This window comes from Pseudomonas sp. BIGb0164 (genome assembly GCF_024810135.1).
Lineage (GTDB): Bacteria > Pseudomonadota > Gammaproteobacteria > Pseudomonadales > Pseudomonadaceae > Aquipseudomonas.
Window position 1 is genome coordinate 691,029 of record NZ_JANUEA010000003.1, and the last position, 21,136, is coordinate 712,164.

General features: G+C 60.8%; 23 protein-coding genes. 13 read left to right on the forward strand and 10 right to left on the reverse strand.

The window, feature by feature from the left end:
* The first annotated feature begins 123 nt into the window (after positions 1-123).
* Positions 124-1,056 (forward strand): oxygen-dependent coproporphyrinogen oxidase, encoded by a 933-nt coding sequence (hemF, locus tag M2394_RS10985; protein ID WP_178925954.1) that lies wholly within the window; start codon positions 124-126, stop codon positions 1,054-1,056.
* Positions 1,056-1,874 (forward strand): shikimate dehydrogenase, encoded by an 819-nt coding sequence (gene aroE / locus M2394_RS10990; RefSeq protein WP_259172463.1) that lies wholly within the window; start codon positions 1,056-1,058, stop codon positions 1,872-1,874. The genes hemF and aroE overlap by 1 nt, the downstream gene beginning before the upstream one ends.
* A 114-nt stretch (positions 1,875-1,988) precedes the next feature.
* Here aroE and M2394_RS10995 read toward each other — a convergent pair whose 3' ends face one another.
* The 3 genes from M2394_RS10995 to betC all read right to left on the reverse strand — a co-directional run bounded on the left by M2394_RS10995 (position 1,989) and on the right by betC (position 6,163).
* Complete coding sequence (locus tag M2394_RS10995; protein ID WP_259172464.1) at positions 1,989-3,557, reverse strand: SulP family inorganic anion transporter; 1,569 nt, start codon at positions 3,555-3,557, stop codon at positions 1,989-1,991.
* 158 nt (positions 3,558-3,715) lie between these two features.
* The gene (choX, locus tag M2394_RS11000; RefSeq protein WP_178923989.1) at positions 3,716-4,630 is read right to left on the reverse strand and encodes a choline ABC transporter substrate-binding protein; all 915 of its coding nucleotides are present in this window, start codon (positions 4,628-4,630) and stop codon (positions 3,716-3,718) included.
* 18 nt (positions 4,631-4,648) lie between these two features.
* Entirely contained in the window at positions 4,649-6,163 is a 1,515-nt protein-coding gene (gene betC / locus M2394_RS11005) for a choline-sulfatase (RefSeq protein WP_259172465.1), read from the reverse strand.
* 103 nt (positions 6,164-6,266) lie between these two features.
* Here betC and M2394_RS11010 point away from each other — a divergent pair, with 103 nt between their 5' ends.
* The 6 genes from M2394_RS11010 to M2394_RS11035 all read left to right on the forward strand — a co-directional run bounded on the left by M2394_RS11010 (position 6,267) and on the right by M2394_RS11035 (position 11,876).
* Positions 6,267-7,217: a choline sulfate utilization transcriptional regulator gene (locus tag M2394_RS11010; RefSeq protein ID WP_259172466.1), complete on the forward strand. Its 951-nt coding sequence runs from the start codon at positions 6,267-6,269 to the stop codon at positions 7,215-7,217.
* 31 nt (positions 7,218-7,248) lie between these two features.
* Positions 7,249-7,578, forward strand: coding sequence for a DOPA 4,5-dioxygenase family protein (locus M2394_RS11015; protein ID WP_178923983.1), 330 nt, complete (start codon positions 7,249-7,251; stop codon positions 7,576-7,578).
* 96 nt (positions 7,579-7,674) lie between these two features.
* Positions 7,675-8,634: a 2-dehydro-3-deoxygalactonokinase gene (locus M2394_RS11020; RefSeq protein WP_178923981.1), complete on the forward strand. Its 960-nt coding sequence runs from the start codon at positions 7,675-7,677 to the stop codon at positions 8,632-8,634.
* 1 nt (position 8,635) lies between these two features.
* Complete coding sequence (locus M2394_RS11025; protein WP_259172467.1) at positions 8,636-9,256, forward strand: 2-dehydro-3-deoxy-6-phosphogalactonate aldolase; 621 nt, start codon at positions 8,636-8,638, stop codon at positions 9,254-9,256.
* 48 nt (positions 9,257-9,304) lie between these two features.
* On the forward strand, positions 9,305-10,453 hold the full coding sequence (gene dgoD / locus M2394_RS11030; protein ID WP_178923977.1) for a galactonate dehydratase: 1,149 nt from the start codon (positions 9,305-9,307) through the stop codon (positions 10,451-10,453).
* A 118-nt stretch (positions 10,454-10,571) separates the two neighbouring features.
* Positions 10,572-11,876, forward strand: coding sequence for an MFS transporter (locus M2394_RS11035; RefSeq protein WP_178923976.1), 1,305 nt, complete (start codon positions 10,572-10,574; stop codon positions 11,874-11,876).
* Positions 11,877-11,914: 38 nt separating this feature from the next.
* On the opposite strand, the gene M2394_RS11040 is transcribed toward M2394_RS11035, so the two are convergent.
* From M2394_RS11040 to trpB, 4 genes are all read right to left on the reverse strand, one after another.
* Positions 11,915-13,573: a BBE domain-containing protein gene (locus tag M2394_RS11040; protein WP_259172469.1), complete on the reverse strand. Its 1,659-nt coding sequence runs from the start codon at positions 13,571-13,573 to the stop codon at positions 11,915-11,917.
* A 171-nt stretch (positions 13,574-13,744) separates the two neighbouring features.
* Positions 13,745-14,182 (reverse strand): anti-virulence regulator CigR family protein, encoded by a 438-nt coding sequence (locus M2394_RS11045; RefSeq protein WP_178923972.1) that lies wholly within the window; start codon positions 14,180-14,182, stop codon positions 13,745-13,747.
* Positions 14,183-14,320: 138 nt separating this feature from the next.
* On the reverse strand, positions 14,321-15,130 hold the full coding sequence (gene trpA / locus M2394_RS11050) for a tryptophan synthase subunit alpha (RefSeq protein ID WP_178923970.1): 810 nt from the start codon (positions 15,128-15,130) through the stop codon (positions 14,321-14,323).
* Positions 15,130-16,356, reverse strand: a complete 1,227-nt coding sequence (gene trpB, locus M2394_RS11055; protein WP_178923968.1) for a tryptophan synthase subunit beta — start codon at positions 16,354-16,356, stop codon at positions 15,130-15,132. Before trpB ends, trpA begins: the two co-directional genes overlap by 1 nt.
* Before the next feature lie 110 nt (positions 16,357-16,466).
* On the opposite strand from trpB, the gene M2394_RS11060 reads away from it, so the two are divergent.
* The gene (locus M2394_RS11060; RefSeq protein ID WP_259172470.1) at positions 16,467-17,363 is read left to right on the forward strand and encodes a LysR family transcriptional regulator; all 897 of its coding nucleotides are present in this window, start codon (positions 16,467-16,469) and stop codon (positions 17,361-17,363) included.
* On the opposite strand, the gene M2394_RS11065 is transcribed toward M2394_RS11060, so the two are convergent.
* Positions 17,360-17,686 (reverse strand): YqjD family protein, encoded by a 327-nt coding sequence (locus M2394_RS11065; protein WP_003170746.1) that lies wholly within the window; start codon positions 17,684-17,686, stop codon positions 17,360-17,362. The genes M2394_RS11060 and M2394_RS11065 overlap by 4 nt on opposite strands.
* 156 nt (positions 17,687-17,842) lie before the next feature.
* Between M2394_RS11065 and M2394_RS11070 the strand changes: the two genes are divergently transcribed.
* Both M2394_RS11070 and M2394_RS11075 read left to right on the forward strand, forming a co-directional pair.
* On the forward strand, positions 17,843-18,058 hold the full coding sequence (locus M2394_RS11070; RefSeq protein WP_007953919.1) for a dodecin: 216 nt from the start codon (positions 17,843-17,845) through the stop codon (positions 18,056-18,058).
* 116 nt (positions 18,059-18,174) lie between these two features.
* Positions 18,175-18,402 (forward strand): DUF1161 domain-containing protein, encoded by a 228-nt coding sequence (locus M2394_RS11075; RefSeq protein WP_178923964.1) that lies wholly within the window; start codon positions 18,175-18,177, stop codon positions 18,400-18,402.
* Positions 18,403-18,553: 151 nt separating this feature from the next.
* Here M2394_RS11075 and M2394_RS11080 read toward each other — a convergent pair whose 3' ends face one another.
* A complete protein-coding gene (locus tag M2394_RS11080) occupies positions 18,554-19,555 on the reverse strand; it encodes an LLM class flavin-dependent oxidoreductase (protein WP_021491416.1) in 1,002 nt (333 codons plus the stop codon).
* 217 nt (positions 19,556-19,772) lie between these two features.
* Between M2394_RS11080 and M2394_RS11085 the strand changes: the two genes are divergently transcribed.
* Both M2394_RS11085 and M2394_RS11090 read left to right on the forward strand, forming a co-directional pair.
* Positions 19,773-20,204 carry an OsmC family protein gene (locus tag M2394_RS11085; RefSeq protein ID WP_169876331.1) on the forward strand — a complete coding sequence of 144 codons (432 nt, stop codon included), beginning with the start codon at positions 19,773-19,775 and terminating at the stop codon, positions 20,202-20,204.
* A gap of 206 nt (positions 20,205-20,410) precedes the next feature.
* The gene (locus tag M2394_RS11090) at positions 20,411-20,650 is read left to right on the forward strand and encodes a DUF1161 domain-containing protein (protein ID WP_178923962.1); all 240 of its coding nucleotides are present in this window, start codon (positions 20,411-20,413) and stop codon (positions 20,648-20,650) included.
* Here M2394_RS11090 and M2394_RS11095 read toward each other — a convergent pair whose 3' ends face one another.
* Positions 20,651-21,073 carry a hypothetical protein gene (locus M2394_RS11095; RefSeq protein WP_178923960.1) on the reverse strand — a complete coding sequence of 141 codons (423 nt, stop codon included), beginning with the start codon at positions 21,071-21,073 and terminating at the stop codon, positions 20,651-20,653.
* Positions 21,074-21,136: the final 63 nt, after the last annotated feature.

Consider the following 21,136-nt stretch of genomic DNA (forward strand, 5'->3'; position numbering starts at 1 on the left):
ATCGGACTCCTAAGCTTGATCTTCGTCAACTGCGGCACAGCGGGGTGCGGTGGTATCCTGTGCGCCCATTTGCCGCCGACGCCCAATGGCCTCGCGTAGCTTTGCCCGATTCAAGGTGATGCCATGACTACCCGCACCGAGGCTGTAAAGGCCTACCTGCTTGACCTGCAAGACCGCATTTGCAGCGCCCTGGAAACCTTCGAGACGGACACTCGCTTTATCGAAGACGCCTGGACCCGGCCTGCCGGTGGCGGTGGTCGCACCCGCGTGATCGCAGACGGTTCGGTGATCGAAAAAGGCGGCGTTAACTTTTCCCACGTGTTTGGCAGCGGTCTCCCACCGTCTGCCAGTGCCCATCGCCCCGAGTTGGCCGGCCGTGGTTTCGAAGCCTTGGGCGTATCGCTGGTGATCCACCCGCATAACCCGCACATACCTACTTCCCACGCCAACGTGCGCTTTTTCATCGCCGAAAAAGAAGGCGAAGAGCCGGTGTGGTGGTTCGGTGGCGGCTTCGACCTCACGCCCTACTACGGCAACGAAGAAGACTGCATTCACTGGCACCGCGTGGCCGAGCAGGCCTGTGCGCCGTTCGGCCCGGACGTGTATTCGCGCTACAAGGCCTGGTGCGACACCTACTTCCACATCAAGCATCGCAACGAACCGCGTGGCATCGGCGGCCTGTTCTTCGATGACTTGAACGAGTGGGACTTCGACACCTGCTTCGCCTTCATTCGCGCCATCGGTGACGCCTACATCGACGCCTACCTGCCGATCGTGCAGCGCCGCAAGGCCACGCCCTATACCGCGCAGCAGCGCGAGTTCCAGGAGTTCCGCCGTGGCCGCTACGTGGAATTCAACCTGGTCTACGACCGTGGCACGCTGTTCGGCCTGCAATCGGGCGGGCGCACCGAATCGATCCTGATGTCGCTGCCGCCGCAAGTGCGCTGGAGCTACGACTGGAAGGCCGAAGCCGGCAGCGAAGAAGCGCGACTTACCGACTACTTCTTGCAAGACCGTGACTGGCTGGGCCTCGCTGCGCCTAAGGCGGCTGTCTAATGGACCGTTATGTCGTGTTCGGCAACCCCATTGGCCACAGCAAATCGCCGTTGATCCACCGTATGTTCGCCGAGCAGACCGGCGAGCAACTGGACTACAGCACTTTGCTGGCGCCGCTGGAGGATTTCACCGGATGTGCCCGTGCCTTTTTTGCACAAGGCCGTGGCGCCAACGTCACCGTGCCGTTCAAGGAAGAAGCCTACCGCCTGGCCAACACCCTCACCGAGCGTGCTCAGCGCGCAGGCGCGGTGAACACCCTGAGCAAGCTGGCCGACGGCAGCCTGTTGGGTGACAACACCGACGGTGCCGGCCTGGTGCGCGACCTCACGGTGAATGCGGGGTTGAGCCTGCAAGGCAAACGCATCCTGTTACTGGGCGCCGGTGGGGCGGTACGTGGCGCGCTGGAGCCGTTGCTGGCCGAGCAGCCGGCTTCACTGATCATCGCCAACCGCACCGTGGAAAAGGCCGAAATGCTCGCTGAGTTGTTCGACGACCTGGGCCCGGTGTCTGCCAGCGGTTTCGACTGGCTGCGTGAGCCGGTGGACGTGATCATCAATGCCACGTCCGCCAGCCTGTCAGGCGATGTACCGCCGATTGCAGGCAGCCTGATTGAACCGGGCAAGACCTTTTGCTACGACATGATGTACGCCAAGGAACCGACGGCGTTTTGTCGCTGGGCCACTGAACAGGGCGCAGCCGTGGCAATGGATGGCCTGGGTATGCTGGTTGAGCAAGCGGCGGAAGCCTTCTTCCTGTGGCGCGGTGTGCGCCCGGAATCGGCGCCCGTACTGGCTGAACTCCGCCGCCAACTGGGCTGATACAGAACTAAATGTGGGAGCGGGCTTGCTCGCGAATGCGGTATGTCAGCCAAAAATTACTTAGCTGAACCACCGCATTCGCGAGCAAGCCCGCTCCCACATGTTTAACTGCGTTCAATCCTGAAAATTGATAGGGCAGCTGTCGGCCCCTTCCAGCTTTTTCAACTCTTCTACTACCTGCGGCCGCGCCCGCCGCAACGTCAGGCTGCGCCCCAGCCCACGCAACCGTCGCGCCTCCTGGTGCAGCATCTCCACCCCGGAGTAATCGATAAAGTTGATCTGCTGGGCCTCAATCACCACCCGCTCACCCTGCAGGCTCTGCAGGCGCACCTGCAGGTAGTGGCTGGCGCCGAAGAAGATCGACCCCCCTACCCGCAACACATCTTCATCGCCGTCACGCCATTGCTGCACTCGGGGTTGCGACGTGCGCTTGAGATAGAAAAACAGCGACGCCAGCACGCCCGCATAAATTGCTGTTTGCAGTTCCAGCAGCAAGGTGGCGATGCAGGTCAGGCTCATCACCACAAATTCGGCGCGACTGACGCGGAATAAGGCGCGAATGCCGCGACGGTCAACCAGCCCCCAACTGATCAGCAAGATGCTGGCGGCCATGCTCGGGATCGGAATGTGGGCGATCAACGCCGCGCCAAACAACGCAAACAGCGCCACCCACAAGGCAGAAAAGACGCCGGCCAACGGCGAACAGGCGCCCGCCTCGTAGCTCAGGCCGGAGCGGGTAAAGGAACCCGCTGACAAATACCCGGAGAAAAATCCGCCGACGATGTTGGATAACCCCTGCGCACGCACTTCCTGGTTGGCGTCGAGCAGCTGTTGCGAACGCGCCGACAGCGAGCGGGCGATCGACAGGCTGGTGACCAGCCCCAACATGCCCACCGCCACGGCGCTCGGCAGCAGGCGCAGGATCACATCCAGGTCCATGGGCAACGGGCTGAACGGCGGCAGTTTGCCGATAAACGAACTGACCAGTGCCACATGCCCGAACATCGCCGGCCATAACCAGGCGACCAGGCTGCCCAGCGCCAGCGCGATCAACAGGGTTGGCCAGCGTGGTACGAGGTATTTGAGCAGCGCGCCCACCAGTAACGTGCCTACTCCGAGGAGGAGTGAGGCATGGTCCCATTCGCCGCTGTGATGGACCAGTGCCAGCAGGCTGTTGATTGCTGTGGCCTGGCTCGGCAAATCCAGCCCCAGCAGATTGGGTAACTGTCCGAGCGCAATCACCACGGCTGCACCCAGGGTGAACCCGAGCACCACCGAATGGGAGACAAAATTCACCAGCGCGCCAAAGCGCAGCATGCCCAACAGCCACTGGAAAACCCCGGCGAGGAATGTCAGCAACAGGATCAAGGTGATGTAGTCCTGCGACCCCGGCACGGCCAATGGGCTGACGCTGGCGTAAAGAACAATGGAAATCGCCGCTGTGGGCCCACAGATCAGGTGCCACGACGAACCCCACAGGCACGCGATCAGCACCGGGATAATGGCCGCGTACAAGCCATATTCGGGTGGGAGACCGGCGATCAATGCGTAGGCAATCGACTGCGGCAGGGCGAGCACCGCGCCGCTGAGGCCGACGATTGCGTCCCGCCCCACGCTGGCGCGGGTTTGGCGCGGCAGCCAGCGCAGGAAGGGGAAAAGAGTGTGGCGGGTGGGCCGGGGCATCAGGGTCTCGGTTTGAAGGTTTTACGCAGAATATCAGTACATACAAAACCCTGTGGGAGCGGGCTTGCTCGCGAATGCGGTGGTTCAGCTAAGCAATTGTTGACTGACACGCCGCATTCGCGAGCAAGCCCGCTCCCACATTTGAATTGCATCAGGTCTTAGAGTTTTGCTTTAACTGCGGGCAATGCATCCTTGCCATCCACGGTCTTCACCCCCTCCAACCACTTATCCAGCACCGCCGGGTTAGCCTTGATCCACGCCTTCGCCGCGTCGGCGTTACTGACCTTGTTGTTGGCCACCTCGGCCATGATGCTGTTTTCCATGTCCTGGGTGAAACTCAGGTTGGTCAGCAGTTTGCCGACGTTCGGGCAGGCCTGTGCATAACCCTTGCGGGTCAGGGTGTACACGCTGCCTTTGTCACCAAAGTACTTTTCGCCACCGGTGAGGTAGTGCATTTTCAACTGCACGTTCATCGGGTGCGGCGTCCAGCCGAGGAAGGTGACGAACTTCTGTTTCTTCACTGCTCGCGACACTTCGGCCAGCATTGCCTGTTCACTGGACTCGATCAGCTTCCACTGGCCCAGGTCGAAGTCGTTTTTCTTGATGATGTCCTGCAACGAGATATTCGCTGGCGCGCCGGAGCCGATGCCGTAGATCTTTTTGTCGAACTTGTCGGCAAATTTGTTCAGGTCGGCGAAGTCATGTACGCCGGCGTCCCACACGTAGTCGGGCACGGCGAGGGTGAACTCGGTGCCTTCGAGGTTTTTCGCCAGTTGCACCACATCGCCATTGGCCACGAACTTGTCATAGAACCCTTGCTGCGCCGGCATCCAGTTGCCCAGGAACACATCCACCTGGCCGTCCTTGAGCCCGCCAAACGTGATCGGCACCGCCAGGGTGTCGACCTTGGCCTTGTAGCCCATGCCCGTCAGCAGGAAACCGGTGATGGCATTGGTGGCTGCGATATCGCTCCAGCCCGGATCGGCCATTTTCACCGTGTCACAGCGGGTGTCCGCGTACACATTGGCGCTGCTCAACGCCAGGGCTGCGAGTATCACCGTCAACTTTTGCATGGCCTTCCCTCTGTTTATTTATTGGTTTTGGCAGGGTTGTGGATAACGTGCCATGCGCTCCAGGTCGTCGAGGTCGATATGGTTGCGCATGTATTGCTGACTGGCGTCGACCAGTGGCTGGTGATCCCAGCTCTTCAGCTCTCCTTCGGTCAGTGCTTCAAACACCAGGCGACGGCGGCGTTGGCTGGCGAGCACCTGTTGGTGGATCGCCGGGATGTCCCATTTGGCTCGCGCCTCATTCAAAAACGCCTCGAACAGTGCCCGGTGTTCCGGTGACTGGCTGAGGTTCTCCCGCTCGTGCGGGTCGTTGTGCACATCGAACAGTAGACAAGGGTCGTCTTCGCTGTAGATGAATTTGTAGGCGCCACGGCGAATCATCATCAGCGGGCTGATGGTGCCTTCGGCCATGTATTCGCCAAAGACCTCGTCGTGCCCGCCCTGCCCTTGCAGGTGCGGCACCAGCGAGCGGCCGTCCAGCGGCAGGCGTGGGTCCAGCTCGCCACCGGCCAGTTCCACCAGCGTCGGCAACAGGTCAGCGGTGGACACGGCTTTGCCCACGCGGCCCGCCGCAAATTGCCCCGGTGCACTCACCAGCAGCGGCACGCGGGCGGCCATCTCAAACCAGTGCATTTTGTACCAGAGGCCACGCTCGCCGAGCATGTCGCCGTGGTCGCCGGAGAAGATGATGATCGTATTGTCCGCCAGGCCCGTGTCTTCTAGCGTTTGCAGCAGCTTGCCGACATTGCTGTCGATGTAGCTGCAGGCGCCGAAGTAGGCGCGCCGCGCATCGCGGATCTTGTCCACCGGCAGCGGTTTGTCCCACAGGTCGTAGACCTTGAGCAGACGCTGGGAATGCGGGTCGAGATCGGCTTGGTCGGGCGTCGTAGGCAAAGGGATATCGGCGTCGTCGTACAGGTCCCAGAACGGCTTCGGAATGGTGTACGGGTCGTGAGGATGGGTCATGGAGACGGTCAGGCAGAACGGTTGATCGCCGTCCTTGCGGATATGGTCGAACAGGTACTGCTGGGCCTTGAACACCACCTCTTCGTCGAAATCCAGCTGGTTGGTGCGCACGCATGGGCCGGCCTGCAACACCGAGGACATGTTGTGGTACCAGCTGGGGCGCACGTCCGGCTCATCCCAGTTCACTGCCCAGCCATAGTCGGCGGGGTAGATGTCGCTGGTAAGGCGTTGTTCGTAGCCGTGCAACTGGTCCGGGCCACAGAAGTGCATCTTGCCTGACAGCGCGGTGCGGTAGCCGAGACGGCGCAGGTAGTGGGCGTAGGTCGGCACATCGGCGGGGAAATCGGCGGCATTGTCGTAGGCGCCGATCTTGCTCGGCAGTTGGCCACTCACCAGGGTAAAGCGCGACGGCGCGCACAGCGGGCTGTTGCAATAAGCGGCGTCGAACACCACGCCTTGCTCAGCGAGGCGGCTGAGGTTGGGCAGCTTGATGGGTGAAGAGCCGTAGAACGGAAGCAACGGCGCGGCCATTTGATCGGCCATGATGAAAAGAATGTTCTTGCGCTTCATGATCTATCGGCATTCCATAGGCAGTGTTTATGCCAATGAGCATGCAGCCCATGAAAAGTGGGGTAAAGCCCATGAAAAGCAATGTCTAGGATAAGCACAGCTTATGTATGAAGCCCTCGGCGATTTATCCCTCGATTTGCTGCGCGCGTTCGAAGCGGCGGCGCGTCACCGCAGCTTTACGGCGGCGGCAATGGAGCTGGGCACCACCCAGCCGGCCATCAGCCAGCAGATCAAGCGCCTGGAAGAACAGTTGGCGATCCGCCTGTTTGATCGCATCTATCGCGGCATCGAACTGACCGACGCCGGCGCGTTGCTGTTCGAGCATGTGCAAGGCGGTTTGCAGGGGATCAACCAGGGCCTGAGCCTCATCACTCAGCAGGATCAGCATGAAGTGCTGCAAGTCGCCACCGACTTCGCCTTCGCCGCCTATTGGCTGATGCCGCGCCTGCATCGCTTCCATAAGGCCAACCCGCAGGTGGATGTGAGCCTGGTGACGAGCGAGCGCAACCACGCCACCTTGCGCAGCGATATCGACGTGGCCGTTCTGTTTGGCGACGGCCGTTTCAAACAAGGCGACAGCCTGTGGTTGTTCAATGAGGAAGTGTTCCCGGTGTGCAGCCCGCAATGGCTCAAGGAACAGATCTCCGCGCTGACTGTGCAAAATTTGCACGATTTTCCCCTGCTGCACCTGCGCCAGGAAAACAACAGCCAGTGGTTCGATTGGGCCGGCGTGTTTCGTGAGCTGGGCATCAGCGCCGCGCCCACTCCGGGCCAACTGCGTTTCGACAACTACACCTTGCTGATCCAGGCGGCGATTGCCGGCCAGGGCGTGGCCATTGGCTGGCGCCACTTGGTGGATAATCTGCTGGAGCAAGGTTGGTTGTGCCGGCCGGTCAGCGACACCGTGATCTCGCGCTTCGGCTATTACGTCGTGCAGCCTCAACGCAAACGCCGAGGGCAGTTGGTCGAGCGCTTTGTCGACTGGCTGGTGGCCGAGCAAGCCAGCAGCGCGCAGTCGTTGACCGGGCTGGCCCTGCCGTCCATTGCGGTCTAGCATCTGGCGCATAGTGGATCCGGAGTCCGTCATGCAACGTATCAAGGGCTATCACGCCCATATCTACTTCGACGCCAGCACCCTCGAACAGGCGCGCACCCTGTGCGAAGACGCCGCCAAACTTTTTCCGCTGCGCATGGGCCGCGTGCACGAACGCCCGGTGGGGCCGCACCCGGATTGGAGCTGCCAATTGGCGTTCGACCCTGAATACATCGGTGTTGTGCTGCCGTGGTTGGTGATCCATCGCAATGGCCTGGTGGTGTTTCTGCACCCTGAAACCGGTGATGACCTGAAGGATCACACCGACTATGCCGTCTGGATGGGGGCAATGCGGGAGCTGAACCTGTCAGCCTTTTCTTAAATGCTATCCCTAAATATGGGATTGATATTTATATATTGAGACTTGCGTCCGCGTAGGTTTATATTCGCTGCATCCGCTCAAAACTCAGGTGAAGCGATGCAGGCGCAATTGATCGCGCTCGATTGGGGGACCAGTTCCCTTCGTGCTTATAAACTCGGCTGCGCAGGTGTGGTGCTGGAACAGCGCTCGCTGGCGTGGGGCATCATGCATTTGCCTGATGAGCCCCGGGACATTGCCGGTGTGCGTTGCAGCAATGGCTTCGAGTTGGCGTTCGATGCCGCGTGTGGCGACTGGCTTGACGCCGAACCCGGGTTGCCCGTGATCGCCTGCGGCATGGTCGGCAGCGCCCAGGGCTGGAGCGAAGCGGCCTATCGCACCACCCCTGTCGATGTCGCCAGCCTCGGCCAGGCGTTGCACCGGGTGCGCAGCCTGCGCGGTGTGGACGTGCATATCGTGCCTGGCGTGATCGAGCAGGTCGGCTTGCCCAATGTGATGCGCGGCGAAGAAACCCAGGTGCTGGGCGTGCTCCAAGGGTTGGGTGCCGACGCGTTGATCGGCCTGCCTGGCAGCCATTCCAAATGGGTCGAGGTGGTCGAAGGTCGCATCACGCACTTCGATACCTTCATGACCGGCGAGGTGTTTGCGGTGTTGAGCAGGCACAGCATCCTGGGGCGCACCCAGCAACCGTGCGAACACTTCCAGGCCCAAGCCTTTGATCGCGGCGTGCAGGTGGCGCTTTCCAACGATGGCCAGCGCGGCGTGCTATCCACCCTGTTCAGCGCCCGCACCCTTGGGCTCACCGGTGAGCTTGCCCCTGACCAGCAGCCCGATTACCTGTCCGGCTTGCTCATCGGTCATGAACTTGCCGGCCTGCCCGACAGCGCCAAACACCAGCCGATCATCCTGGTCGGCGCCGCCCCGCTCTGTGCCCGTTATCAACGCGCCCTCGCCCTCTTCGGCTTCGCCCATGTCAGCCTGGCGCAGGAGGCCACCGAGCGCGGCCTGTGGCAACTGGCCGTGGCCGCCGGGCTCACTCAACCTGTATCGGAGGCCTGACATGCTCAAGCAAGCACTCGCGCAAAACGGTTTGATCGCCATCCTGCGTGGCATTCGCCCGGACGAAGCCGAGGCCATCGGCCACGTGCTGTACCAGGCCGGTTTTCGCGTGATCGAAGTCCCGCTCAATTCGCCCGACCCTTACACCAGCATCCGCACCCTGCGTGACAGCCTGCCCGCCGATTGCCTGATCGGTGCGGGCACGGTGTTGACGCCAGAGCAGGTTGAGCACGTGAAGGCGGCCGGTGGCCAGGTGATCGTCATGCCCCACAGCGATGCCAAGGTGTTGCGTGCCGCCAAAGCCGCTGGCCTGTTTCTGTCGCCAGGCGTGGCCACGCCCACCGAAGCCTTCGCCGCACTGGCCGAAGGCGCCGACGTGTTGAAGCTGTTCCCTGCCGAGCAAATGGGCCCGGCGGTGATCAAGGCATGGTTGGCTGTATTGCCAGCCGGCACCTTGCTGCTGCCGGTGGGCGGCATCACCCCGGACAATATGCAGGTGTTCATCGACGCCGGCGCCAAAGGGTTCGGGCTGGGTTCCGGGTTGTTCAAGCCGGGCATGACCGTGGAACAGGTAGCCAGCCGTGCCCAGGCCTATGTCGCCGCCTGGAAAGCCCTGAGCTGATTTCAAGTCTTGCGCCTGCAGGCGCCGCATCTACAAGAGAGATAACAGATGAAAATCACCAAACTCACGACCTTTATCGTCCCGCCGCGTTGGTGCTTCCTGAAAGTTGAAACCGACCAGGGCGTGACCGGCTGGGGTGAACCCGTGGTCGAAGGCCGCGCTCACACCGTCGCCGCTGCCGTCGAAGAACTGTCCGACTACCTGATCGGCAAAGACCCCCGCAACATCGAAGACATCTGGACGGTGCTCTATCGCGGTGGTTTCTATCGCGGCGGCGCCGTGCACATGAGTGCCCTGGCCGGTATCGACCAAGCGCTGTGGGACATCAAGGGCAAGGCCCTCGGCGTGTCCGTCAGCGACCTGCTCGGCGGGCAGGTGCGTGACAAGATCCGCGTGTATTCCTGGATCGGCGGCGATCGCCCGGCCGACACTGCCCGCGCTGCCAAGGAGGCCGTGGCCCGTGGTTTTACTGCGGTGAAAATGAACGGCACCGAAGAACTGCAATTCGTCGACAGCTTCGAAAAAGTCGACCTGGCCCTGGCCAACGTCGCCGCTGTGCGTGACGCGGTTGGCCCGAACGTCGGCATAGGCGTGGACTTCCATGGCCGGGTGCACAAGCCCATGGCCAAGGTACTGATGAAGGAGCTCGACCCGTACAAGCTGATGTTCATCGAAGAGCCGGTGCTCAGCGAGAACTACGAGGCGCTCAAGGAGCTGGCGCCGCTGACCAGCACGCCGATTGCCCTGGGCGAGCGGCTGTTCTCGCGTTGGGACTTCAAGCGTGTACTCAGCGAAGGCTACGTCGACATCATCCAGCCGGATGCGTCCCACGCAGGCGGCATCACCGAAACCCGCAAGATCGCCAACATGGCTGAAGCCTACGACGTGGCCCTGGCCCTGCACTGCCCGCTGGGCCCGATTGCCCTGGCCGCGTGCCTGCAACTGGACGCGGCTTGCTACAACGCGTTCATCCAGGAGCAAAGCCTGGGCATTCACTACAACGAGAGCAACGACCTGCTCGACTACGTGCGCGACCCCGGCGTGTTCGACTATGACCAGGGCTTCGTGAAGATCCCCAACGGGCCGGGCCTGGGCATCGAGATCAACGAGGAATACGTGATCGAACGCGCGGCCATCGGCCACCGCTGGCGCAACCCGATCTGGCGCCACGCCGATGGCAGTTTTGCCGAGTGGTGATAACCCTTCCCCTGACGAAACCGAATCCACTGTAGGAGCTGGCTTGCCAGCTCCTATAGTCGGGCGTGTTCTGTCAGCCAATATCCGTCCTCAATAAACATAAAAAGAGGCAACCCCCATGCACCCTGAATCCTTCACCGGGCAGGCTTCTTTAGTCACGCCTACGAGAAAGCGCTACTTCATCATGGTGCTGCTGTTTATCACCGTGGTGATCAACTACCTCGACCGTAGCAACCTGTCGATTGCCGCCCCGGCGCTGACCAGCGAGCTGGGCATCGACCCGGTGCATGTCGGGCTGATCTTCTCCGCGTTCGGCTGGACCTACGCCGCCATGCAGATCCCGGGCGGCTGGCTGGTGGACCGCGTGCCGCCACGCATTCTCTACACGGCGGCTTTGCTGCTGTGGTCTATCGCGACCGTCATGCTCGGCTTTGCCGCCAGCTTTATCGCCCTGTTCGTGCTGCGCATGGCGGTGGGCGCATTGGAAGCGCCGGCGTATCCGATCAACAGCCGAGTGGTCACCACCTGGTTTCCCGAGCGTGAGCGTGCCACGGCGATTGGCGTCTACACCTCCGGGCAGTTTGTCGGGCTGGCGTTTCTCACGCCGGTGCTGGCGTGGCTGCAACACGCGTTTGGCTGGCACATGGTGTTTGTTGTCACCGGTGGTGTCGGCATCTTGTGGGCGGTCATCTGGTACGCGGTGTACCGCGAGCCAAAGGATTTCAAGGGTGCCAACAGCGCGGAAATCCAGCTGATTCGTGAAGGTGGCGGCCTGGTGGACATGCAGGAAAAAACCGCCAAGGCGCCGTTCAGTTGGGTCGACCTGGGGATCGTGCTGAGCAAGCGCAAGCTCTGGGGCATCTACCTCGGGCAGTTCTGCCTGAACTCCACGCTGTGGTTCTTCCTGACGTGGTTCCCCACCTATCTGGTGAAGTATCGCGGCATGGACTTCATCAAGTCCGGCCTGCTGGCATCGCTGCCGTTCCTTGCTGCGTTTGTCGGCGTGCTGTGTTCCGGGATCTTTTCCGACTGGCTGATCCGTCGCGGCGCGTCGGTGGGGTTTGCGCGCAAGCTGCCGATCATCGGCGGGTTGCTGATCTCTACGGCGATCATCGGCGCCAACTATGTGGATTCGACGGCCTGGGTGATTGCGTTCCTGGCCGTGGCGTTCTTTGGTAATGGCCTAGCGTCGATCACCTGGTCGCTCGTCTCGACCTTGGCACCGGCCCGGTTATTGGGGCTGACGGGGGGCGTGTTCAATTTCATCGGCAATTTGTCGGCGATCGCCACGCCCATCGTGATTGGCTTTTTGGCCAGCGGCGACTCGTTTGCGCCGGCGATTACCTACATTGCCGTGTTGGCATTGCTCGGCGCGCTCTCTTACGTGTTGCTGGTCGGTAAAGTCGAGCGGATCGAGTTGTAGGAATCGGGCGACCTTGAGGTCGCCCTTTTCATTCTGGATTACGGCACCGACATCTCGTTACGGAACACATTCAATGGGTCCCAACGTTGCTTGGTGCGCCGCAGACGGCTTTCGATAATGAGGTCGGGGAAGAAAACCTTGTACCACTGCGGGTTCGGTCCCTTGTTGGGGTCACCGTCGATAAACAGCATGTCGCGGTCGGGGTAATTGATATAGCACCCCTGGAATTGGGCATTGATGGGAACACCAGAGTCATTGGCGAAGGCGGCGAAGAACAAGCCTTGAATCCACTGTGCGTGTGCCTGATCTGATGCGGTGCTTTCATCACGCCAGTAGCATTGCGGCTGCCACTTAAGATACGACGAGCGCTGCGCCACCGATGACTCCCGGCGTACTGCGGCGCTGGCCTCATTGATCTGCCCGCCAAATGACTGGATCTGGATCAGGCTCTGAGTCAGTTGTTTACCTGGGTCATTCCAGGTCAGTGTGTCCCAGATCGCCTGCAGTACCGTTGGTGTGAAAATACCTGTCTGGTAAGCCGACTTATATCGGCCACGCTGGTTCGGGCCGGAACCGTTGAGCGTCTGTTGGCAATGCAGCCAATCCATCTGGCGCGTCGCTGCTAGTGCAGACTCCACGGAGTTGATCGTGCGCCCGGTCGGGTTGCTGCGTGGCAGGTGGGTCGTTGGGAAAGGGCTCAGGCATTCGGTGGCAGGAATACCGATGGCATTGAGCATTGAGCTGACAAAGTCCTCGAATGGGGCTCGGTCGTTCACCTCACCGTTCTTATCCACGTAATGAACATCCATCGTGACGTTGCCGGTGTTCTGATGCCGCATTTCCAGCTTGGTCGCCAAGCCCCACGTGTCGGGGTTGGCTTGATTGCGAGAAAACCAGTCCTGATAGGCCGTCAGCAACTTGTCGAGTGCCGGCTTGGTCAGCAGCGACCAGTCCCACTCCAACACCAACCACAGCACTTCCTTGGGGGCTTCGGGCAACGCTTCGAAGTAATAGCTGGTGATAATCCCGAACTGTCCGCCGCCTGCCCCGCAACACGCGGCAAACAGGTCCCGCTCGTCCTGATCGGTGCTGTTGCGGGAGACGTGTACAGGTGCAAGGCCATTGCCTTGAGCATTGGGCACCAGAATATCGACGCCACTCAACCAGTCACATACCAAGCCATCCTTGCGCGACAGCAATCCATAGCCACCGCCGCAAATATGGCCGCCCAGCCCGACGGAGTAACATGAGCCGCCTGGCAGGCTCTTGTTGGCTAATTTGTACAGTGCCACGTAGGCATCCCAGTTCTGGCCGCCAGCCTCCAAGCGGAATCCGTAGCGATGTGGCGAAGTGGGGACCAGTTCCGAAGCGATCTGCCCTTTGTGGTCGTAGACCACTTGGTTGAGTTGGCTGATATCGAGGATCGACAACACTTCATTGGGATTGCCGGGCATTTTGTTGGCGACGAAACCTTCGTAGCAATGACCGCCGCTGCGCACGGTGATACGGCCATCGGGCACTGCCAGCGCCTGGGCGGCGGCATCGATAATGTCTTGGGTGCTATAGCACAGGTAAATCAGGTTGGCGCCGTTGGGCGAGGACTGGCCTTGGACATTACCCAGGGGCCAGCGAAGGTTGAAGCCTTTTTGCAGGGTTGAATGACGACGGTCCGACGGGGTGACGAGATCAAATGCCATGATGTACTCCAAAGAGCCAAGGATGACTTCTGATGCGACTAACTTAACAACCTCGAGGCAAGGAATGCGTGGCTTGCAGAGCTGTTAGAAGGCAATAGGCATGAAGTGGATTGAAGGGTGAACATACGTTCACCCTTCAAGCCTAGCGGAAGAAATACAAATGCAGAGGGCTTAGTTCAGGACGCCATCGAGGATTTCGTAGACGATCCCCGTGCCCACGGCGATCAACACCACGTCAGGCCCGGAACGGCGCCATTCGTAGCCTGGGTACTGCGGCAGGCGGCCCAGCGCTCGGTTGTCCAGGCGTTCGCCATAATAGCCGCGTGGCAGGGGCTGGCCACGCACTAGGCGTACGTTTGGGGGCGGCGGTGCGCCACGGGCGAACTGGCCGTGGTTGTCGTGGATGATCTGGCGTACCGGGCCGAAATCCTGCGGTGGGCCACGGCGGTTGTCTGGCGGGCCGCGATGGTCGTCGCCGCGCTGCTCGTGCTGGCCTTGCGGGCCGCCACGGTCGGGGCCGCCCTGATCGTAGGGCGCCGCGTGTGCCAGGGCAGTGGCACCCAGCATCAGCACGCCGAGACCGGCGATCAAGCGTTTAGGCATTTTCATGGGGGCTTTCCTCAGTACTGCACGAACAAAAAAGGGATTTCGAACGAGGTTCGAAATCCCTTGGTCTTGTCAGTTTAGGTACTGAGTTTTCAGTTTGATTCCTCTGTATCAGGAACTTTACCTACTGCTACACGGCGTTTACTTACGGGCGTTACGGACACCTTCCGACAGCGCCGCGCACAAGCTCAATACGCCATCAATCGCTTGCTGATCATTTTTCGCAGTGGCGATGTGGTCGATTAATGCCGAACCTACCACGACACCGTCCGCCAACCGCGCGATGGCTGCCGCTTGCTCCGGCGTGCGAATACCAAAACCGATGCTGATCGGCAGGTCGGTATGCCGACGCAGGCGGGTCACGGCCTCTTCGACGTGTTCCAGGGTCGCGGCGCCGGCACCGGTCACACCGGCCACCGACACGTAGTACACAAAGCCGGAGCTGCCGTTGAGCACGGTGGGCAAGCGCACGTCATCGGTGGTCGGCGTGGTCAGACGGATAAAGTCAATGCCAGCGGCCTGGGCCGGGTCGCACAGCTCGCCGTTATGCTCTGGGGGCATGTCGACCACGATCAGGCCATCAACGCCGGCCTCTTTGGCGTCGGCGATGAACTGCGGCACGCCGTACTTGTGGATCGGGTTGAAGTAGCCCATCAGCACCAGGGGCGTGTCGTTGTTGTCCTTGCGGAACTCACGCACCATCTGCAGGGTTTTCACCAGGTTCTGCTTGGCGTTCAGCGCACGGATATTGGCCAGCTGGATCGCCGGGCCGTCGGCCATCGGGTCGGTGAAGGGCATGCCCAGCTCGATCACGTCGGCACCTGCGGACGGCAGGCCTTTGAGGATGGCCAGCGAGGTGTCATAGCCCGGGTCGCCAGCGGTGACGAAGGTCACCAGGGCGGCGCGGTTCTGTTCTTTAAGCTGTGCGAAGCGGGTGTGCAGGCGGCTCATCAGTGTTTCTCCTGCTGAGAGGTTTCCATGTGGTGCATGACGGTCTGCATGTCTTTGTCGCCACGGCCGGACAGGTTGACCACCATCAGGTGATCTTTCGGCAAGGTCGGTGCGCGTTTGAACACTTCGGCCAGGGCGTGGGCGCTTTCCAGTGCAGGAATGATCCCTTCCAGGCGGCAGCATTTGTGGAAGGCGTCGAGGGCTTCGTCGTCGGTCACCGAGGTGTACTGGACGCGACCGATGTCATGCAACCAGGCGTGTTCCGGTCCGATGCCGGGGTAGTCCAGGCCGGCAGAGATCGAGTGGGCGTCGATGATCTGGCCATCGTCGTCCTGCAGCAGGAAGGTGCGGTTGCCGTGCAACACGCCCGGTACGCCGCCGTTGAGGCTGGCGGCGTGCTTGCCGGTCTCGATGCCATGGCCGGCTGCTTCAACGCCGATGATTTCAACGCGGGTGTCATCCAGGAATGGGTGGAACAGGCCCATGGCGTTGGAACCGCCGCCGATGCACGCCACCAGGCTGTCTGGCAGACGGCCTTCCTGGGCTTGCAACTGGTCGCGGGTTTCCTTGCCGATCACGGCCTGGAAGTCGCGGACCATCGCCGGGTACGGGTGCGGGCCGGCCACGGTGCCGATCAGGTAGAAGGTGCTGTCGACGTTGGTCACCCAGTCACGCAAGGCTTCGTTCATCGCGTCCTTTAGGGTGCCGGTGCCGGCAACCACCGGGATCACTTCGGCGCCCAGCAGCTTCATGCGGAACACGTTGGCCTGCTGGCGCTCGATGTCGGTGGTGCCCATGTAGATCACGCATTGCAGGCCGAAGCGCGCAGCCACGGTGGCGGTGGCCACACCGTGCATGCCGGCGCCGGTTTCGGCGATGATGCGTTTTTTGCCCATGCGTCGCGCCAGCAGGATCTGGCCGATGCAGTTGTTGATCTTATGCGCGCCGGTGTGGTTCAGCTCTTCGCGCTTGAGGTAGATCTTGGCGCCGCCGCAGAACTCGGTCAGGCGTTCAGCGAAATACAGCGGGCTTGGACGGCCCACGTAGTCGCGTTGGAAGTAGGCCAGTTCTTCTTTGAATGCTGGATCTTCCTTGGCCGCTTCGTATTCGCGGGCCAGGTCGAGGATCAACGGCATCAGGGTTTCAGCGACGTAGCGGCCGCCGAACGCGCCAAACAGGCCGTTGGCATCTGGGCCGTTGCGTAGATCGGTCTGGGACTGAGTCATGGGACGCTCCAGGAAGGAATGGGTGTGGGAAGCAATGAGGGCCACTCTACCCCTGACCTTCTGCGCTGAAAACCGATAAGATCGCTGCAACCTGTCAGGAAAACTCACAGATGAGCCGAGACCTTCCCCCTCTCAATGCCCTGCGTGCCTTTGAAGCCACTGCGCGATTGAACAGCGTCAGTCAGGCCGCAGAGCAATTGCATGTGACCCACGGTGCTGTCAGCCGGCAGTTGAAGGTGCTGGAGGAACAGTTGGGTATCAGCTTGTTCGCCAAGGATGGGCGCGGCCTTAAACTCACAGATGCGGGCGTACGTCTCCGTGATGCCACCACCGATGCGTTCGAGCGGCTCAGAGACGTGTGTGCGGAACTGACCCAGGCCAGCGCCGACGCACCTTTCGTGCTCGGTTGTTCGGGCAGTTTGTTGGCGCGCTGGCTGATCCCGCGTTTGGGCCGCTTGAATGCAGATTTGCCGGACCTGCGTTTGCACCTGTCGGCGGGTGATGGTGATCTGGACCCGCGCCGCCCAGGCCTGGACGCGCTGTTGGTGTTCGCGGAGCCGCCATGGCCGGCGGACATGCAGGTGTATGAACTGGCCAGTGAACGCATCGGCCCGGTGATGAGCCCGCGCTTTGCCGGTTATGAACGCTTGCGCGAGGCGCCGGCTGAAGCTTTATGTGGTGAAAAGCTGTTGCACACCACCTCACGTCCACAGGCCTGGCCCAGTTGGGCCACGCAGCACGGCATCGAACCCGGCGCGTTGAAACACGGCCAGGGCTTTGAACATTTGTATTATTTGCTGGAGGCGGCAGTGGCAGGGTTGGGCGTGGCGATTGCCCCGCAGCCACTGGTGGCCGAGGACCTGCGGGCAGGCCGCCTGGTGGCGCCATGGGGCTTCAGTGAAACCCCGGCGCACCTGGCGCTGTGGCTACCCAAGCGTGCCGCAGATGGGCGCGCCGGGCAGCTGGCGCAGTGGCTCAAGGCTGAGCTACTGCGCGAACCGGTTTAATCGCCGCGTTTGCACAGCAGGTAAGCGGCGAGCAGACCCAATGCACCGACGGCGACGCCGGCTGTGGTCCACGGGTGCTCTTGTGCGTAGTCCCGGGTGGCAACACCGGTTTCGCGGATTTTGACTTTGCTTTCTTCGTAGGCATCGCTGATCAAGTGGCGGGAATGCTTGAGGGCATTCTCGGCATTGCTTTTCAGGGCCTTCAAGGTTTTGCGCGACTCGTCGGATGCATCGTCCTTGAGGCTTTCCAGCGATTTGAGCAGGCTCGAAATCTCGGCTTCCATGCTTTCCAGCGACGCTTTGCGTAAAGAAGTGTTGGCCATGTGGACTCTCCTGAAGTGATTGAGTGGCAGGTGTAGATACCGACTGCGGCGGTTTCAGAAAGTGCAGTAAATCTGAACTTTCACCCAGGAACGGTCGCCAGAAGCAGTAAGAACATTGACTGCTACGCTTGCTTAACGACCCTTAGGAGAACTGCAATGAGTGATCATCACACCTACAAGAAAGTCGAACTGGTGGGCTCGTCCACCTCCAGCATCGAAGACGCGATCAACAATGCCCTGGCCGAGGCCAACAAGAGCATCAAGCACCTGGAATGGTTCGAGGTGACTGAAACCCGCGGCCACATCAAGGACGGCAAGGCCGCGCACTTTCAGGTCACGCTCAAGGTGGGGTTCCGAATTGCCAGTAGTTGATGGCATCGGTTGAACTTTGCCGACTGGCCGATTGCCATAACCTGCGCTACAACCTTAGGGTGCCGACGCGACGCGCGCCGGCACGCTCTTTTCGATCAGCGCAAGGAAAGTAACGGATGAAGAAGTTCCTGTTAGCGGTAGGTTTGTTGAGCATTGCGGGCACAGCCCTGGCGGCGGGCAAGCCATGTGAAGAGCTGAAAAGCGAAATTGCTGCGAAAATCGACGCCAAGGGCGCCAAGCATTACTCGCTGGAAGTAGTGGACAAGGGCGCTGTAGCCGAAGGTTACAAAGTAGTCGGTAGCTGCGAAGCCGGTACCAAGGAAATTGCTTACAAGCGCGGTTAATCCCGTGTTGCAGACATAAATTCGACGCACTTGTGGCGAGGGAGCTTGCTCCCGCTGGAGTGCGTAGCGCTCCCATTTTTTGGGGCCGCTACGCAGCCCAGCGGGAGCAAGCTCCCTCGCCACAGGTGCGTCGTTTTTTTGCCTGAGGGGGTCAACCCTTCATCAATTGCGCCAGCAACTCGTAGGAATGAATCCGGTCGGCGTGCTCGTACAGGTCACAGGTGAAAATCAGCTCATCGGCGCCGGTTTGTTCGATCAGCACTTCCAGCTTGGCGCGGATCTTCGCCGGGCTACCCACCATCGCTAGGCCCAGGAAGCTGCCCACAGCGTCTTTTTCATGGGGCAGCCACAGGCCGTCCATGGTTTTCACCGGTGGGCGCTGCACCAGGCTCTGCCCGCGCATCAGGGCGAGAATGCGCTGGTACACGGAAGTCGCCAGGTAATCGGCCTGCTCATCGGTGTCGGCGGCCACCAGCGGAATGCCAAGCATGACGTAGGGCTTGTCCAGCACGGCTGAAGGCTTGAAGTGGTTGCGGTAGACGCGGATCGCCTCGTGCATCAGGCGTGGTGCGAAATGGGAGGCGAAGGCGTAGGGCAAGCCTCGCTCACCTGCCAGCTGTGCGCTGAACAGGCTGGAGCCCAGCAGCCACACCGGCACGTTGGTCCCGGTGCCGGGAACCGCAATCACCCGCTGGTCGGGGGTGCGCGGGCCCAGGTAGGCCATCAGTTCGGCGACATCTTCAGGGAAATCGTCAGCACTGCCGGAACGCTCACGACGCAGGGCGCGGGCGGTCATCTGGTCGGAGCCGGGCGCACGGCCCAGGCCCAGGTCGATACGGCCGGGGTAGAGGCTTTCAAGGGTGCCGAACTGCTCGGCAATCACCAGCGGCGCGTGGTTGGGCAGCATCACGCCACCGGAGCCGACGCGGATGGTCGACGTACCGCCCGCCAGGTAGCCCAACAACACCGAAGTGGCCGAGCTGGCGATGCCGTCCATGTTGTGGTGCTCGGCCACCCAGAAGCGGTTGTAGCCGAACTTTTCCACGTGCTGGGCCAGGTCCAGGGAGTTGCGCAACGACTGTGCCGGGCTGCCGTTGGCGCGCACGGGCACGAGGTCGAGGGTCGAGAACTTCACGTCGGACAGCGATTTCATAAGCCTGCTTCTCCATTAGGTGCGCAGGCTTATAGACGAACCAAAACCTGCCGCTTCATGTGCATGGTTAATGAGATGTGGGCATATACCCGAGATTCAATAGCGAGGATGGAAATTTCCTACTGCATTGCTAGGTTTCTCCGACAAGATGAACTTTGGCGGGGCGTCTATCCTCAGAACCCTTACTGACGCAAAACCACCGTTCGAGGAGACCGCTATGAGTATCGTGAAAAAAGCATCCGCGCATTGGGAAGGTGACCTGAAGACTGGCCTGGGCTCCATCTCTACGGAAACCGGCGTATTGCGCGAAGCGCCCTACGGCTTCAAGGCGCGTTTCGAGGGCGGCAAGGGCACCAACCCTGAGGAATTGATTGGCGCGGCCCATGCCGGCTGCTTCTCCATGGCCTTTTCCATGATTCTGGGTGATGCCGGCCTCAAGGCTGACAGCATCGACACCCAGGCCGAAGTCACCCTGGATCAAGTCGAGGGCGGCTTCGCCATTACCGCTGTGCACCTGATCCTCAAGGCCAAGATCCCCGGCGCGAGCCAGGCGCAGTTCGATGAACTGAGCAAAAAGGCCAAGGAAGGTTGCCCGGTCTCCAAGGTGCTGAATGCAAAAATTAGCCTGGATGCCACTCTCGTAAACTAACGCAACAGAACCCCTGTGGGAGCGGGCTTGCTCGCGAATGCGGTGTAACAGTCACAGATTTATTGACTGACACACCGCATTCGCGAGCAAGCCCGCTCCCACATTTGGTTTGTGTTAAATCAGAACTCGCATTTACAAACTGTGGTCGAATAGCCATTACTGCCTAGGCGCACACCCGTGCGCAGTGCATTCAGGGAGCTTCACACATGAAACGTTTTGCCTTGGCGATCATCTGCGGTGTTCTGGCCACGTCGGCCGTGGCCGCTCCAAAAGATTGTGAAGAGCTCAGGAAAGAGATTGAAACGAATATCCAGGCCAAGGCGATTCCTTCGTACACCCTGGAAATCATCACCGCCGAAGAAGCCAAGAATCACGACAGTGCGATGATTGTCGGTTCTTGCGAAAACGGCTCCAAGCGCATCCTCTACCAGAAAAACAACGACTGATCAGAGGCAGTTCACACTGCGCTCTTCGGCCAGTAACTTGCCAGCAGCGTCATACAGCCGGATGTTGGGCGTGAACGCCAGCGAGCGTCCTTCCAACTGATAGTGCTGCCCCGCCTGGAAATTGTCGTACTGCAGGGTCATGAAGCAGGTGCGGTCGCGCGTCTGGTCCAGCCCGCCGATCCCCGTGCCGGTATTTACCTCGAAATCGAAGCGCACCATCAGCTCATGGCTGCCCGGTGGCACCTGGAAGAAACGCCCGTCGTTGAGGTTCTTGCCGTCCAGGCGCTGGGCCATTACCAGCTTGGCACCGGGTGTCGGGGTGATGAAGTCGACCCAGGCCTGGTGCGGGTCCGCTGGCGGGATCGGCGTGGTTGCGCACGCTGTGAGGAACACGGCGGCGAGGGGAAGCAAGAGCTGGCGCATGGCAGGCACTCAACGGTTGGAAAGAATTGAGCCTGGCGCGGATGGCAGCAGACTCCCTATGAG

Bases quoted from the DNA above. Each gene is read 5' to 3' on its own strand.
- hemF (WP_178925954.1), top strand. From the start codon at position 124: ATGACTACCCGCACCGAGGCTGTAAAGGCCTACCTGCTTGACCTGCAA.
- aroE (WP_259172463.1), top strand. From the start codon at position 1,056: ATGGACCGTTATGTCGTGTTCGGCAACCCCATTGGCCACAGCAAATCG.
- M2394_RS10995 (WP_259172464.1), bottom strand. From the start codon at position 3,557: ATGCCCCGGCCCACCCGCCACACTCTTTTCCCCTTCCTGCGCTGGCTG.
- choX (WP_178923989.1), bottom strand. From the start codon at position 4,630: ATGCAAAAGTTGACGGTGATACTCGCAGCCCTGGCGTTGAGCAGCGCC.
- betC (WP_259172465.1), bottom strand. From the start codon at position 6,163: ATGAAGCGCAAGAACATTCTTTTCATCATGGCCGATCAAATGGCCGCG.
- M2394_RS11010 (WP_259172466.1), top strand. From the start codon at position 6,267: ATGTATGAAGCCCTCGGCGATTTATCCCTCGATTTGCTGCGCGCGTTC.
- M2394_RS11015 (WP_178923983.1), top strand. From the start codon at position 7,249: ATGCAACGTATCAAGGGCTATCACGCCCATATCTACTTCGACGCCAGC.
- M2394_RS11020 (WP_178923981.1), top strand. From the start codon at position 7,675: ATGCAGGCGCAATTGATCGCGCTCGATTGGGGGACCAGTTCCCTTCGT.
- M2394_RS11025 (WP_259172467.1), top strand. From the start codon at position 8,636: ATGCTCAAGCAAGCACTCGCGCAAAACGGTTTGATCGCCATCCTGCGT.
- dgoD (WP_178923977.1), top strand. From the start codon at position 9,305: ATGAAAATCACCAAACTCACGACCTTTATCGTCCCGCCGCGTTGGTGC.
- M2394_RS11035 (WP_178923976.1), top strand. From the start codon at position 10,572: ATGCACCCTGAATCCTTCACCGGGCAGGCTTCTTTAGTCACGCCTACG.
- M2394_RS11040 (WP_259172469.1), bottom strand. From the start codon at position 13,573: ATGGCATTTGATCTCGTCACCCCGTCGGACCGTCGTCATTCAACCCTG.
- M2394_RS11045 (WP_178923972.1), bottom strand. From the start codon at position 14,182: ATGAAAATGCCTAAACGCTTGATCGCCGGTCTCGGCGTGCTGATGCTG.
- trpA (WP_178923970.1), bottom strand. From the start codon at position 15,130: ATGAGCCGCCTGCACACCCGCTTCGCACAGCTTAAAGAACAGAACCGC.
- trpB (WP_178923968.1), bottom strand. From the start codon at position 16,356: ATGACTCAGTCCCAGACCGATCTACGCAACGGCCCAGATGCCAACGGC.
- M2394_RS11060 (WP_259172470.1), top strand. From the start codon at position 16,467: ATGAGCCGAGACCTTCCCCCTCTCAATGCCCTGCGTGCCTTTGAAGCC.
- M2394_RS11065 (WP_003170746.1), bottom strand. From the start codon at position 17,686: ATGGCCAACACTTCTTTACGCAAAGCGTCGCTGGAAAGCATGGAAGCC.
- M2394_RS11070 (WP_007953919.1), top strand. From the start codon at position 17,843: ATGAGTGATCATCACACCTACAAGAAAGTCGAACTGGTGGGCTCGTCC.
- M2394_RS11075 (WP_178923964.1), top strand. From the start codon at position 18,175: ATGAAGAAGTTCCTGTTAGCGGTAGGTTTGTTGAGCATTGCGGGCACA.
- M2394_RS11080 (WP_021491416.1), bottom strand. From the start codon at position 19,555: ATGAAATCGCTGTCCGACGTGAAGTTCTCGACCCTCGACCTCGTGCCC.
- M2394_RS11085 (WP_169876331.1), top strand. From the start codon at position 19,773: ATGAGTATCGTGAAAAAAGCATCCGCGCATTGGGAAGGTGACCTGAAG.
- M2394_RS11090 (WP_178923962.1), top strand. From the start codon at position 20,411: ATGAAACGTTTTGCCTTGGCGATCATCTGCGGTGTTCTGGCCACGTCG.
- M2394_RS11095 (WP_178923960.1), bottom strand. From the start codon at position 21,073: ATGCGCCAGCTCTTGCTTCCCCTCGCCGCCGTGTTCCTCACAGCGTGC.